Source organism: Sporolactobacillus shoreae (assembly GCF_004684935.1).
In the GTDB taxonomy this organism is placed as follows: Bacteria; Bacillota; Bacilli; order Bacillales; family Sporolactobacillaceae; genus Sporolactobacillus; species Sporolactobacillus shoreae.
Map to the genome: position 1 here is coordinate 181363 of NZ_SRJD01000002.1, position 15150 is coordinate 196512.

Consider the following 15150-nt stretch of genomic DNA (forward strand, 5'->3'; position numbering starts at 1 on the left):
TTCAAATGCTTGTAAATACTTTGGAACTGCTACGCAAGGCGCAAGAGAAAAAATACGCGGTAGCCGCCTTTAATGTTTACAATATGGAAACCATACAAGCTGCATTCCATGCCGCTGAATCAGAAGGACGACCTGTCATTCTTGCCTTGGGTGAACGGTATTTTCCAATGGTTGAACTGGATGGGTTCTCCGCCATGGTTAAAGCTCTGGCAGAGAAAACGAAGCTGCCTGTTGCCCTGCATCTCGATCATGCAGAACAGAAGGAATCGATTGTTCAGGCTATCCGATGTGGGTTTACTTCTGTTATGTTTGATGGTTCCAGGTTTGATCTGAAAGAAAATATAGCTCAAACGAAGGAAATTGCAGCTATTGCCCATCTGACAGGTGTCTCTGTTGAGGGTGAGGTAGGATCCATGAAGACAGGGGATTTTTCTGATGAAGCAGAAGGTGATGGATCACTGACAGATCCGCAATCCGCCGGGCTCTTCGCCCGTGAGACAGGAATTGATTTCTTAGCTGCTGCAATCGGCACGGTGCACGGTCTCTATAAAGGGGAACCGCACATTGATCTATCGCTCTTGCACGCGATTCATCAATGCGTCCCGATACCCTTAGTCCTTCATGGCGGATCAGGTACACCGGATGATGTGATCAGAAAAGCGATCCGGTTGGGCATTACCAAAATCAATGTCAACACGGAAGTTTCAATCGCAGCAGTCCAAGGTATGCAGAAAACGTTGGATAGTCATCAATGGCCTCATTTGTCCGTCATCACATCTGAAGCACAGAAATCAATGGAATCGGTTATGAAAAAATGCATCCGTCTGTTCTCAAGTGCTTCAGAGGACTAACTTTTATTTACATGTAAGAGCTGAGCGACCCTAGCCAAAATGAATAAAGTGAAAAACAAGGAGGATCAATATGCCGATTATCATTATCTGCGTGGGAGTTGCCTTACTGTTATTATTAATGATTGTCTTAAAAGTAAACGCTTTCATATCCTTGATTCTAGTTTCGATAGCGGTAGGCATTATGGAAGGTATGTCCCCCATTGCCGCAATAACCTCTGTCAAAACCGGACTTGGGGGAACCTTGGGAAGCCTGGCGATGGTTCTGGGGTTTGGCGCGATTCTGGGAAAATTAATGGCTGATTCCGGTGGTGCACACCGAATTGCCTTAACACTTATTAATAAGTTTGGGAAAAAACGTGTTCAATGGGCAGCCGTTTTAACTGGTTTTATTGTCGGTATCGCCCTGTTCTATGAAGTCGGTTTTGTTATCTTAATTCCTCTGGCTTTTACCATTGCCATTGAAGCAGGATTGCCGATTCTCTATATAGGAATGCCTGTCGTCGCGGCCCTGATCACGGTTCACGGATTTTTGCCGCCTCATCCGGGCCCAACCGCCATTGCGACAGTATTCCATGCGAATCTGGGTAAAACACTTTTATATGGGATCATTCTGGCCATACCGGCAGTCATTGCGGGTGGGCCGTTGTTTACAAAATTTTTCAAGGAAAAAGATCTGCAAGCTGAAATTCCTAAAGCACTCTTCAATCCAAAAAAATTCACAGAAGAGGAAATGCCAAGTTTCTCCACAAGCTTAATTACTGCGATCATTCCGGTTATCTTAATGTCTATTCAGGCATTGGTTGAAATATTTTTTCCAAAATCATCAATATTAAGCACGGTTACCTTTTTTGGTGAGCCCTCCATTGCCTTGCTGCTTTCCGTGATCATCGCGTTTTTCACACTGGGTATATTCAGGGGAAAGAAATTGCAGGAAGTGATGAGGTCTGTCCCGTCAGCCATTTCCTCGATTAGCATGATCATTCTGATTATTGGTGGCGGGGGCGCTTTAAAACAGGTTATTATTGACAGTGGTGTGGATAAATACATTGCCCATATCATGCAGGGGAGTACACTTTCGCCACTCTTGCTGACTTGGCTGATTGCAGCGATTTTGCGCGTTTCCCTGGGTTCAGCAACAGTAGCAGGGCTAACGGCGGCAGGAATTTCCGCTCCTCTGATCGGGTTAACCCATGTGAGCCCTGAATTAATGGTGCTTGCAACCGGTGCCGGGAGCATCACATTCTCTCATGTTAATGATGCGGGATTCTGGATCTATAAGGAATATTTTAATTTGTCTATTGGGAAAACAATTAAAACGTGGTCCATCATGGTAACTATTCTCTCACTTGTCGGTTTGGCCGGTGTCCTGATCCTCAACTTATTTATTTAATGGTTTCATAGGGCTTAAATTAAAGAGGCTGTTCCAATTGTTCGATGTTGGACAATGGAACAGCCTAGTTTTTACGGTTCTGCTAATGCATTATAAAAATCTCTGGGTGGATTCTTATAATTGTCCCAATGCGTGATGGAAAATGTTTTTCATTACTGGTGAGGATATATTGGCACTCCTCTCCGATTGCTGTAATCCAGATATGAAAATCATTCTGATCAAAGTCCTCCAGTGGCTGTGACATTTCCTGATCAGAATAATCTCTTTGGCCATTTCGCACGAAGATTCGCTGAGTTCAGCTAATACTTCGCCAATCGGTCGGTGCTCTCTTATTACAGTTTTTATACTGTATCTGCCAATGAGACTATTAACAGGTAAAGTATTGTAATACGAGAAGATTGGATGTAAGAATTTTGATAGAAGTCGCTAATCTCGGATTCACTTATATTGGATTCCTGCCAGTCCTTTAGACGTATGACATATAAATTCCCAAATACAAACTTTTGAAAGGACGGGGTGAAAAAGGTTAGGAAAGCGGGCCGCTTTGAGGATTTTTCGATTGACACCATCTACACGTAATGCGCCACAAAGAACGGTTGGATCGATAAAAACAGCAGGAGGATAAGGAGCGTCAGAGATTAAATTCATCAGCATTTCCATATCCACCATTTTTTGTGTCGATACGTTCAAAAACTATCTCAGCTTTTTTGTCCTGATCCCGTGTGGTTATGAAAAGATTTTCAGAAACTTTCCAATGACCACCATTTGTTTGAAATGCTCCCGGAAACTTCCCCTTTGATTTAAAATCACAACTTTATCCGTTTTAAAATATCTTTACTCCATCTCGTTTATCATCTGGATGAATTCGTCACAGGAAGGAATTAAAATGAATTGTCAATAGCTCAGAAATCAGTAATTATAAAATTATTTGAATATTTATTGACAACTTATTTTACGTAAGCTAGAATAACAATATCAGATATGTGATATGTGATCACAAAGGAAGTAGGAAAAGATGACAAAGCAAATAAAAGTGGAATCCATTCATGAAAAGGTCTATCAAAGGCTAAGGGAAGAAATTACAAGCAGCGAACTTGCTCCTGGCGAAAAAATTACAATCCGCCAGGTTGCTGATATGTATGGAGTAAGCGTCATGCCTGTACGTGAAGCTTTAAGACAGCTGCATACGGAAGGCCTAGTTAACTATGAAAGGACGGGTGTAACCGTTAAGGCACTCTCCGCGCATGAAATTCAGCAAATTATCGAGATTCGGAAACGGCTTGAACTGCTTGCTATGGAGTGGGCGCTGCCTAATCTAAAAAAAGAAGATATTAAGAAGAGCGAAGAAATGCTCGAAGCAATGGATCAGCGTACGGATGATGATAATGATTGGAGATTGTTAAACAAGGAGTTTCACCTGACCCTATATTCTTATTGCGGGTCGCAGCAATTGGAACAAATCATAGAAAATCTGTGGGTTTCAATTGAGCCATATATGCGGATTTATACTTCGACCGTTTCTTCATTAGAGTTTGCACAGGAACAGCATCATGAGATGCTTCATTCAATTAAACATAAAAATCTTGATGAGTTTGAAAAATTATTAAACAATCATCTCAACCATACGGCAAAGGTTATTCTGGATAACTTTTAAGTTTCAAAAGCATTAATCCTATGGAATCGTTGTGCATTTCGAATGGCCATTTTAATCAAAATTCATATTTATTAACTCTCACATCTGCTCATAAGCGACATGTTGGGAGTATTTTGCAGAACATATTTGCAATATTGCTAATAAATAGTAAATATTTCTACTATTAAATAACTGATTAATCATTAAATACAGAAATTTACACAAGGCAGAAAATTACCCATTGATCACAGGACATAAGCCGTTTATACATGATAGCAATGAAAAAGGAAGGAAGATAAACATGTTTGATATGGGCACTATTTTTAAACGATTAACGGGAAGAATTGTTGGGCGGGAAAAAGAACTGGCAATTATTCTGTCCGCGATTCATGCGAAAATGCCCGTGTTGCTGGTGGGGTTGCCGGGAGTATCAAAGACAACCATTTTAAACGCAATATCCGAGGAAATATACGGCAGCCAGCGTGTCATACAAGTTACTGGGGATGAACAGCTCAGCGCATACTCACTGGTCGGGAGTTTTGATCCCGCATTGGTCATAAAAGATGGGTACAAGTCTGAATATTTCACGGCCGGTCCATTAACTAAAGCAATGATCCAGGGAGGCATTTTATATGTCGAGGAGTTCAACAGGGCACCAAGCGGAGCACTGAATGCCCTGATGACCGCACTTTCAGATGGATACATAGAAATTCCAAGATATGGTCAGGTGAGGGCTGCATCGGGGTTCACTTTAATTGGATCAAGCAATCCCGCGGATGATGTAGGAACGGAACGATTGTCACGCGGACTGGCGGACCGTTTTGTTATGGTGGAACTCGCCTACCAGTCAGAAGAGGAAGAACTGGAAATTGTCAGAAGAAAACATAAGTTGTGGAGTGATGACTGGATCCGCTTTGCCGTTTATATCGCGAGGGCGACACGGGTGCATCCGGATCTTAGATCAGGGGCGTCGATACGAGGTTCTATTGCCTTTCTGAATCTTCTGAGCGGTTGGAATGAACCTTCAGAAGACATCATGTATTCCTCAGGGATTGCTGCTTTCCTCGGAAAAGTCAAAGTGAAATCGTCGAGCGGCCGTACGGGAAAAGAAATAATTCTGGAGATCATGAGGAAAAAGTTCACTCCGGAAAACAAAACCAATTTGCTGGAACATTGGAAAAAATCCGCTGAAGCTGAAAAGGATTCTTCAGGAGGGGCTTTGGTTGAGACAAATGGATCGGATATCGCTGATTCCAGAAAGGGTGGAGCGATACGCGAACAATCTGGCCCTTCTCCCCCAATGAAGAAAACAGCCAGGGAAGGGACAGGTGAGGGAGGCATACGCGGGGAGTCTTACCGCAAACCTGACGGACTTCCTTTTATGGATCTTCAGGTACGTGTGACCCATCAGGCTAATCCATTAACGAAGCATCGAGAGAAACCTTGGTTGTCCTTTGAAGATACGAAACTGTGGGCAGAGGTTTCAGCTCGAACTTTTCGAGCGGGAGATGTTGCGAGGAGGAGTCGTTCGGGTGCGCGTCTGTCAACAAGACCTTGGAACACTTCTTTTTATGGTGATATCGATGTTGATCGTACGCTGAGTAAATTCTCAGAGACATCCGGATATTTTAGCCCCGGAAACATTCAGGTACGTTATCGGGTGCCACTAAAAAGGGATTTCGTTATTTTCATCGATCACTCGGGATCAATGGTGGGAGAAAAATTAGCCTTTTCGGCGGGACTGGCAGGAGCTTTGGCCCGATTGGGAAGCACAGAATTAAGCCGCTATGGTGTTTATGCGTTCGACCAGGAAATCAGTGAAATCAAAAGCTTGGTGCAAAGCAGGGATACGAGTTCTGTCATTCAGGACATTTTTCATTTGCCCGAAGGAAGAAGCACAGATTTGTCCGGAGCGCTTCAATTCGCATTGCAGCTGCTCGATGATGAAGACAGCGATGCTGCAGATGTTATCCTGGTTAGTGACTGCATGCCGACCCGAGGTGAAAAAAATTTTCGTAATTTAAATAAAATAGTTCAAAAAATACCCAATTTATACATCTGTTACATGAACAGCAAGATCGGTAACGATTTTCCAGTTGAAACCGATTCGGGTATTTGCCAACTGGATCTTTATGGTTGGTGGGGATACAAATGGGTAGGCTCCGATCATTTCTTCTCGGTGGACTCATTCGAAGATGTTCCCGATGTGCTGAATATGCTTATCGGTCACCGTAATGAATCAATCGTCTGAACAATATTTAGAACACTATGCCCGACCGGCAATAAGGGAGGATGAGACACTAATGAAGCAAACAGTCAATTTAAAGGTCAATGGTGTTGAGAGATCAATATATGTGGAACCTAATCGTACATTACAGGATGCCCTGCGGTTGGATCTTGAAATGACGGGTACCAAGAAGTGCTGTAACGACGGTTATTGCGGTGCTTGTACGGTGATGTTGGATGGTGTTGCTGCAAAGTCATGTCTGGTACTGGCAGTGGAGGCTGAAGGGAAGGAAATTGAGACCATTGAAGGGCTGTCTCATGGAACAGAGTTGGACCCGCTCCAGAAAGCTTTTATTGACCATGGGGCATCTCAGTGCGGGATGTGCTCGCCGGGCATGATCATGTCTGCGAAGGCACTCTTAAGAGAGAATCCTCACCCGACAAAAGATCAGATTAAGGAAGCGATTAAAGGTAATCTTTGCCGATGCACTGGCTACATTAAAATTCTTGACGCAATTGCTTCAGTCGCAGATGAGAATGAAGAGAAAGAGAAACCGAAAGAACTGAGTCTTGCCCATTCAGGTAAAAAATGGGTTGGAAAGAGTGTGCCAAGAGTCGACGGACGCGAGAAAGTTACCGGGAAGGCGCCTTATGTCATTGATATGGTATTACCTGGCATGCTTTACGGAGAAATTCTAAGAAGTGATGTACCCCATGCACGTATTGTGAGCATCGATACCAGCGAAGCGGAGAAGTACCCCGGCGTTCTGGCAGTAATCACTGGGAAAGACATGGTTGGACATTACGGCAACTTTGTAAAGGATGAAACGGGTCTGGCTGTAGATAAAGTTCGGTATGTCGGAGACGGTGTTGCGGCTGTTGCGGCGCGGACTCAGGAGATTGCAACAAAAGCATTAAGTCTGATTGATGTCGAATATGAGGAACTTCCTTTTGTGACGGATGCTGAAAAAGCGATGCAAGAAGGCGCTCCTCAGATTCAGGAGGCCGAGCGGAACATCGCGGATCACAGGCGAGTTGTGGCGGGTGATGTGGCGAAAGGCTTTGAGAAAGCTGATTTTGTTTATGAAGATCGCTTCGAAACAACGAAACAGGCACATGCCAGCATGGAACCGCATGTTTGCATTGGTTACTGGGGGCCTTCAGACAGAATCACACTATATGACTCAAATCAGGCGCCATTTTTTATGAGAGCCGGGATATCCAGCCTGTTCAAGATACCGGCAAGCAAGATTCGCGTGAATACGCCATACATTGGCGGCGGATTCGGTGGGAAAAGTGAGGTTGACGCGATTCATGTTTGCTCGCTGATTCTCTCTAAGAAAACAGGTTGTTCTGTAAAAATGGCCCTTTCACGTGATGAAGAGTTTATTTCGTCCAAAACGCGTCACAAGGAAATCATCTATATGAAAACCGGTGTAACGAAAAATGGAAAAATCACAGCACGTCAGATCCGGGCAATCGTTGACAATGGAGCTTACACAAGCTACGGACCGGCCGTGGCCAATGCGCAGTCGATGCTAGGTGGTGCCGTGTATCGAATCCCAAATTATCGTTACGATGGTTATATTGTTTATACGAATACACCGGTCGGCGGTGCTTTCCGTGGTTTTGGTTCACCGCAGTTCACATTCGCTGCTGAAAGTCAGGCAGATATGATCGCCAAACGTTTGGGGATGGATCCACTTGACTTCAGGAGAAAAAATCTGACACAACCGGGTGATACAGCCATTTCCGGTCCGGTGCTGACTACGAACGGGGCAGAGCAGGCAATGGAAACCGCAGCGAAGGCAATCGGATTCGAGGAAAAGCGCAAGAACGAAGCACCGTATCATGGGGTCGGTCTTGCGGTTGCCACTCATTTTACAAGTGGCAAGTATATCGACATGAATGCGGACTTTGCCGGTGCAACCGTTAAAGTGAACGAAGATGGATCAGTAAGCATCCTATCTGGACAAATAGAGATGGGATCGGGAGTGGATACCGCACTATCCCAGATCGCTGCCGAAGAATTCGGTGTAAGTATTGAAGACGTTGAAGTGGCGATGAATGATTCTGATTCAACACCTCCTGATATGGGTACTCATGGGAGCCGCAGTACAACTTTGGGTGGTCAAGCAGTATATATGGCCTGCCAAAAGGCGAAGAAGCAAATTGCTGAAGTCGCGGCTGTCAAACTGGATTGTGAAAGTGAAGACATTATCTTTAAAGACAAGCAAGTTGTATGTAAGAGCGACCCGTCCAAAGCAGTTGGCCTGGCCCAATTGGTTGCAGATATGTTGTTTGACGGCGGCAAGCATGTTATTGCCAGTGCTCATTTTGAGGCACCGTGCTCACTGCCCGATCCGGAGACAGGCGTTGGCGACTTTGCCATGGCCTATTCCTTCGGGACTCATGCCGCATCAGTAGAAGTCGATCCGGAAACCGGGAAGGTTAAGGTACTGGACTTTGTTGCTGCTTCGGACTGCGGAAATGTAATTAACCCTGCAGGAGCAGAAGCTCAGGTTCAGGGGGGCGCCGTTCAGGGAATCGGGTATTCACTTTACGAAGATATAAAGATTCGTGAGGGACAGCCGATTAACACTCGATTTGGAACTTATAAAATTCCTACTGTTATGACCGTGCCGCCCATTCGAAGCTACTTTGTCGAAACCAATGATCCGCGCGGGACATATGGATCAAAAGGACTGGCGGAAATGGGATTGGTGCCGACAGCGCCTGCCATTGCGAATGCGATAGAGGATGCGATTGGTGTGCGTATCCAGTCACTTCCGTTAACCCCGGAAAAGATTTTGGAAGCACTAAAAGAAAAGAAAGAAAAAGAAAAACAAGAGTCATAAGATGGTTTCGGAGAGGCGTCTGAACTTTTTAAAGATTGGCAGTTTAAATTTAATGTTGTTTTTGCCCCTCCGTTGATTGGAGCGGAAGGCGCGAGACTCCTGCGGGATCAGCGAGCCAAGTGAGACCCCACAGCGAGGGCAACGAGCGAGGAGGCTCACGGATCGCCCGCGGAAAGCGAGCATCTGGAGCGAAAAACAACAGACAAGTTTAACAAAGCCTAAAGATTAAAGTGTTTTCTTCAATGAACTTAAATGATGAGGAGAGTGAGCTTGATGAAGATCAATGAAAAAGTTTTTCTGGATATCCAACCTGAAAAACTATGGGATGTCGTTGTCGATATTCCGGTTCTTGCGAAATGTATACCCGGTGTTCAGGAATTTACTCCTGAAGGGGATAACGTCTATGTCGGCACCATTCAGATGAAAGTGGGTCCGCTGCATGTCAACTTCAACGGTAAGATAACTGTATTATCGGTAGATGAGTCAAATTATACCCTTAAGCTACAGGCAGAAGCTACTGACGCGCATATCGGATCCCGTGTGAAAATGGAAGAAATTCTATCTGTAAAAGAAGAAGAAGAAGGATCTGATTTTATGATTGAAGCGAATGTAAATATGCACGGAAAAGTAGCACAGCTTGGTTTTGGATTGATTCGTCCCAAGGTGAAGAGTACACTGCGCGATTTTGCTAAGAATCTAAAAGACTATATGGATAAGAGAAATGAGCAGGCCGGCTGAATTTATTAGTTGAAAGGATCAGATGATCCTTTCAAATCTTACACTATCTGGAAGGAGGATCTGAGATGGAATACGTAAGACCTTCTAGTATCAAAGAAGCGATTGACGCATTAACTGAATTCGGTGAAGGAGCGAAGCTGATCGCCGGCGGGCAATCCCTGCTTGCATTCATGAAGCAGGGGATGTTTGAACCTGACGCCCTTGTCTCCCTGTCGGGCATCCCGGAATTGAAAGAGGTAGAAATAGATGAAGATGGATCGCTGAGTATCGGTGCTATGGTGACACATACAGAAATAATGCACCATCCTCTGATTCTGGAGCACGCTCCGCTGCTGGCTGAAACGGCTGGAAAAGTTGCCTCGACCCAGATCAGAAATATGGGAACCTGGGGGGGCAACCTCTCTCATGGGGAACCGGGGGCAGATCCGCCTGCTGCATTAATTGCATCAAACGCAACAGTGAAAATCACCGGGCCTGAAGGGACAAGGGCAATCCCGGTTGAAGATTTCTTTGTTGATTATTTGACAACAGACTTAAATCCGGGTGAAATTCTGACCCATATCATTGTCCCTGTTCAGCCGGAGAATTGCGGTACAGCTTATATCAAGCATACCATTCGTGACAATGGGGATCTGGCAATTGTAGGCATCGGTGTACGTGTCACTATGGATAAGTCTCGTACATTGATTCAGGATGCGAGAATTGGGATAAATGGGGCATCGTTGACCACTATACGAGCCAAAGAAGCCGAAAAACTTCTGAATGGGAATGTTTGGGACGAAAATCTGCTCGCAGCAGCAGGTGAACAATCGGCTGATGCCTGTGAACCGCTCGACGATGCCGAAGCATCTGCAGAGTATCGTATAAAGATGGTTAAGGTTCTTGTAAGACGGGCTTTGAAACAGGCAATTGATGCTGCGGTTGCAGAGAAAGCATATTAAATCAGGCATTAAATCAAGAAGAGGGTGTTCATTTGGTTGCTTCAATTGATTTCAACTCAGATATGGGTGAAAGCTATGGTCTGTATCGGTATGGTGAAGACGAACAGATTTTACCTTATATAACGTCAATTAATCTTGCTTGCGGCTTTCATGGAGGAGATCCGGGAGTCATGAGAAAAACGGTAGAACTTGCGAAGAAAAAAGGCTTGGGTATTGGTGCCCATCCCGGATTGCCAGATATACTGGGCTTTGGCCGCCGTTATATCGAAGTCGCTCCGCAGGATTTATATGATTATGTGCTCTATCAGATCGGGGCGCTGTCTGGTTTTATGAAACATGCTGGGCTGAATTTGTCCCATGTCAAACCGCATGGCGCCATATATATGATGGTTCTGGATCATGAAGACTTATCCAAGGCGCTTTGCCAGGCTATTTATGATTTTGATTCTTCGCTTCCAATCTATACGATCGCCGGTTCAGTAACTGAAAAAGTAGCGGAGGATATCGGTTTGAGTGTAGTCCCAGAGTATTTTGCCGACCGTCCCTACACAGAAAAAGGTGTCAAAATGTTCGGATGGACACGGGATGAGATCGGAAGTCCAGAAGACATCGCCGGGCGTGTTCTGGAAGTAGTCAGGAGTGGCTCGGTTACCGGACTTGGCGGTGTCAAAGTACCGATTCATGCCCAGACGATCTGTGTTCATTCGGATACACCCAACTCAGCTCAAATAGTCAGAACGATTAACGAAACGCTGACTAATACAGGGATTGAGCTAAAAGCTCCGCATAACCTTGTAAGACAATAATTCATTTGAGTCCTACCAATAGCATCTAAAAATGTTATTGGTGAACTATAAATTATCCAAAAATTCGGAAAAAAGGAGATTTAAAATGCAAAAAACTACTGCTATACCCGATCAAGGCGTCGTCGAAACTGGAACTGTCCTGGAAAACGAGTACGAACACATTGCTGTCCCTGTGGGAGCAAGAAAAAGTCTGTGGTCTGTTTCCTCTGTATGGATTGGTTTTCCGATGATATTAACAAGTGCATTGACTGGCTCACAGGTTGTTGCGGGATTAGGTTTTATGCAGGGAATGTTAGCCATTGTCATTGGTAATCTGATCATGTTTGGTTACGTTGGTTTACTTGGCGTCTTGTCAGCAAAGCGTGGTTATAATTTTGCATTGCAGGCATCAACGACTTTCGGTAAAAAAGGATATATGTTGGGGTCGGGTCTGCTGTCAACACTAGTTGTCGGCTGGTTCGCTGTTCAGACAGGTATGACGGGGACCTTCATGAATACGGCGTTCGGCACGAACTTACTTTTGGCAACGCTCATTGCCGGACTGATTTATATGATTGTAACCTTCATTGGGATCAGAGGCCTCTCGATTATCGGCGCCATTTCAGCACCACTCTTCTTCATTTTTGGAATTTGGACTATTGCGAGTGTCATTTCCCAATCAGGTTGGGGAACGATTGCTGCCTATAAGGGATCAACTTCAGCACCGATCACCTTCGGCCTGGCACTTACGCTCATTATCGCGCTCTTTGCTGATGCTGGGACTATGGGCGCTGATTATAACCGTTGGGCAAAGAATCCAGGGCACGCATTAATTGCCACATCTCTGGCGTTCCCTTTTGCTCAGTTTGTTGCCATGTTCTTTGGCGGGGTAATCACAGCTGCTGCCGTAAATACGGATGTATTTCGTTTTATTGCGGCGCAAGGCGGTTTCTGGTCTGTTATTGCGGTTCTCTTCCTGTTCATTAATCTCGGATCTGTGTGCTCACATGTTCTCTACAACGCAGCAGTCGGCTGGTCACACATTATTGGCGGGAAAATGAGAATAACAACAATTGTTCTCGGAATCATTGGCATTATTGTTGCGATTCTTGGAATTTACAGCTACTTCATCAGCTGGTTAACTGTGCTTGGCATTCTGGTTCCGCCAATTGGCGCGATTATTCTTGTTGATCAGTTTATTATCAGAAAAAAAGCATTGATCGGAGAAAATTACCGGTTAAAACCGTTCATTGCCTGGGCTATTGGATCGGCCGTCGCGTTATTTGTTAATTTTCAGATGCCGCATTTCTCAACCGCAATCGTGGGCTTAGTCGTAGCAGGGATTGTCTATTGGATCATCTCAATCAATGATCGAGAAAAAGCTGAAGCATGATCCGATCCGACGATCACAATTTATAAATCATGGGAAGGATGGACATCGTGTCTAAAAACGCATGCATGAATAAACCTCCCCCTCGTTTTTAACGGGGCTGGGTGTTAATCAGATCTATTGATTGTCTTGAATGGAATATTTTCAAAATGATCTGTAAAATGAAAGTATTGTAGATTTATCTAATATTATGTCGATTTGAAAAGAAAGGAGTTATCTATTATGAATGATTTTTACCGGGCATTGTCAAAGGTGAAACAGCGGAGTGGAAATAAGTTTGCAATGGCCACAATTATTCATATCGATGGATCTGCCTATCGACACACTGGCGCCAGAATGCTGATTGATGAGCAGGGTAATCGCTATGGGACAATCAGCGCCGGTTGCTTAGAGGAAGATTTAAATTACCATGCGCAGGAAGTGATTCAATCTTCTAAAACCCAAACTTTATCTTATGATATGAGATCAATTGATGACCTCGGGTGGGGACAAGGCGCGGGCTGCAATGGAAATATTGAGATCTATTTGGAGCCTGTCAGCTGGGAGAATACTCCGGAATGGAATGAAATTTATAAGTTACTTGATCAAAGAAAAAGTGTTGTTTCTGTCAGATGTATTGGTGGAAAATTCAAAGACAAAGTTTTTCACCTCTATTATCCTAATGGCAGTACCGTAAATCATATCGATGATCACGAAATTTCGAAAAGTCTGTCGTCTGATTTGGAAACCTTCTTGAAAAGTGGGCAAAAAATCGGCTTTGTCAAAATACCTTCACTTGAAAGTGATTTTTTATTTGAATATTACAAACCAAGAGAAGTGATGTATGTCTTCGGAGCCGGTCCGGATGCGATACCGCTGGTAAGATTAGCCTCTGAACTGGATTTTTGGGTGACCGTAATTGACCCAAGAGGAAGCTTGAATACGGATCATAATTTTCCTGATGCAGAAGCCAGAATACTTGAACATCCGGATGATTATTTCAGCCATGCAGAGATCAAAGATAACAGTTATGTTCTTGTGATGACACACAATTTTAAGTGGGATCAACAAGTCATGACCCACTTCCTTACAACGGGCTCCGCAGTCCCTAAGTACCTGGGCTTTCTTGGGCCGCACCGAAGGACTGTACGGCTGAACTCCGGAAAGGAAGTGCCTGACTGGGTTCGCTCGCCGATCGGGCTGAACATTGATGCGGAAGGGCCGGAGGAAATAAGCGTCAGCATTATGGCGGAACTCATCCAGTTAAAAAATGAAACAAGCAGTCAGAAAGAACTGATCAAATAGATTGTTGGTGAAAAAAATGCTGACAGACCAATTGAGACGTCCCCTCAGGGATTTAAGAATATCCGTTATCGACCGTTGTAATTTCAGATGTCGCTATTGTATGCCAAAGGAAATATTTGGTCCCGATTTTCCATTTTTGCCACAGGATCAGCTGTTGACTTTTGATGAGTTGAAACGTCTCGTTCAACTGTTTGTGAAATTAGGTGTACAAAAGATCCGTATTACGGGTGGCGAGCCCCTCCTGCGCAAAGATGTTAGCAAGCTTGTTTTTATGCTGCGGGATATTGACGGTCTGAAGGATATAGCGATGTCAACGAATGGTGTTCTGCTGCCAAAGTACGCCAGGCAATTGAAAGAAAGCGGCCTTGACCGCGTATCTGTAAGCCTCGACTCCCTGGATGATGAAAAGTTTGGATTCATGAATGGCAGAGGTACAAAAGTAAAAACAGTGCTGAACGGGATAAAAGCGGCTCAAGATGCGGGTCTGCCTGTTAAAGTGAATATGGTCGTTCAGAAAGGTATAAATGAACAGGACATCCTTCCGTTGGCCAGATATTTTCGGAAAACGGATTGTATTCTTCGTTTCATCGAATATATGGATGTGGGGAATGTCAACGGCTGGAAAATGGACAATGTTGTCTCAAAGAAAAAAATCTTTGACATGATCAATCAGGAAATGCCGCTTGAAGCGCTGGAACCAAATTACAGGGGTGAAGTTGCTTCACGCTTTCTATATAAAGGAACAAATAAGGAGATTGGCATTATCTCATCGGTAACGGATACATTTTGCTCAAATTGTACGAGAGCCCGCCTTTCAGCAGACGGTAAATTATATACCTGTTTATTTGCGGCTAAGGGAAACGATTTGAAAGCCTATCTCCGTTCGGGGGTTACCGATTCGATGATACTGGAAAGATTAAAAAATATCTGGTCACTCAGAAGAGACCGGTATTCGGAAGAACGTCAACAATTAATTAAAGATCATCAGGGCTATAAAAAAATTGAAATGTCCTATATCGGCGGATGAAGAAACAGGCACTCAATAAAAAAAGGA

12 protein-coding genes are annotated in these 15150 nt (G+C 44.3%); 11 read left to right on the top strand and 1 reads right to left on the bottom strand.

Features of this window, described 5'->3' with window-relative positions; all coding sequences use genetic code 11:
* Window positions 1-5: 5 nt before the first annotated feature.
* Window positions 6-851: a class II fructose-bisphosphate aldolase gene (locus E4665_RS02770; RefSeq protein WP_135347285.1), complete on the top strand. Its 846-nt coding sequence runs from the start codon at window positions 6-8 to the stop codon at window positions 849-851.
* 70 nt (window positions 852-921) lie between these two features.
* Entirely contained in the window at window positions 922-2241 is a 1320-nt protein-coding gene (locus E4665_RS02775) for a gluconate:H+ symporter (protein ID WP_135347286.1), read from the top strand.
* 438 nt (window positions 2242-2679) lie between these two features.
* On the opposite strand, the gene E4665_RS18435 is transcribed toward E4665_RS02775, so the two are convergent.
* Window positions 2680-2895, bottom strand: a complete 216-nt coding sequence (locus E4665_RS18435) for a hypothetical protein (protein WP_241654634.1) — start codon at window positions 2893-2895, stop codon at window positions 2680-2682.
* A gap of 361 nt (window positions 2896-3256) precedes the next feature.
* Between E4665_RS18435 and E4665_RS02785 the strand changes: the two genes are divergently transcribed.
* From E4665_RS02785 to moaA, 9 genes are all read left to right on the top strand, one after another.
* Window positions 3257-3895, top strand: coding sequence for a GntR family transcriptional regulator (locus E4665_RS02785; RefSeq protein ID WP_135347287.1), 639 nt, complete (start codon window positions 3257-3259; stop codon window positions 3893-3895).
* A gap of 280 nt (window positions 3896-4175) precedes the next feature.
* Complete coding sequence (locus E4665_RS02790; RefSeq protein ID WP_135347288.1) at window positions 4176-6125, top strand: AAA family ATPase; 1950 nt, start codon at window positions 4176-4178, stop codon at window positions 6123-6125.
* A 52-nt stretch (window positions 6126-6177) separates the two neighbouring features.
* Complete coding sequence (locus E4665_RS02795) at window positions 6178-8958, top strand: molybdopterin-dependent oxidoreductase (RefSeq protein WP_135347289.1); 2781 nt, start codon at window positions 6178-6180, stop codon at window positions 8956-8958.
* Window positions 8959-9231: 273 nt separating this feature from the next.
* The gene (locus tag E4665_RS02800) at window positions 9232-9696 is read left to right on the top strand and encodes an SRPBCC family protein (protein ID WP_167815087.1); all 465 of its coding nucleotides are present in this window, start codon (window positions 9232-9234) and stop codon (window positions 9694-9696) included.
* A gap of 65 nt (window positions 9697-9761) precedes the next feature.
* Window positions 9762-10637, top strand: coding sequence for an FAD binding domain-containing protein (locus E4665_RS02805; RefSeq protein WP_135347291.1), 876 nt, complete (start codon window positions 9762-9764; stop codon window positions 10635-10637).
* Window positions 10638-10669: 32 nt separating this feature from the next.
* Window positions 10670-11443, top strand: coding sequence for a LamB/YcsF family protein (locus E4665_RS02810; protein ID WP_135347292.1), 774 nt, complete (start codon window positions 10670-10672; stop codon window positions 11441-11443).
* Between the two features lie 85 nt (window positions 11444-11528).
* Window positions 11529-12815 carry a cytosine permease gene (locus E4665_RS02815; protein WP_135347293.1) on the top strand — a complete coding sequence of 429 codons (1287 nt, stop codon included), beginning with the start codon at window positions 11529-11531 and terminating at the stop codon, window positions 12813-12815.
* Between the two features lie 219 nt (window positions 12816-13034).
* Complete coding sequence (locus E4665_RS02820) at window positions 13035-14096, top strand: XdhC family protein (RefSeq protein ID WP_135347294.1); 1062 nt, start codon at window positions 13035-13037, stop codon at window positions 14094-14096.
* Between the two features lie 16 nt (window positions 14097-14112).
* Entirely contained in the window at window positions 14113-15123 is a 1011-nt protein-coding gene (gene moaA, locus E4665_RS02825) for a GTP 3',8-cyclase MoaA (RefSeq protein WP_135347295.1), read from the top strand.
* Window positions 15124-15150: the final 27 nt, after the last annotated feature.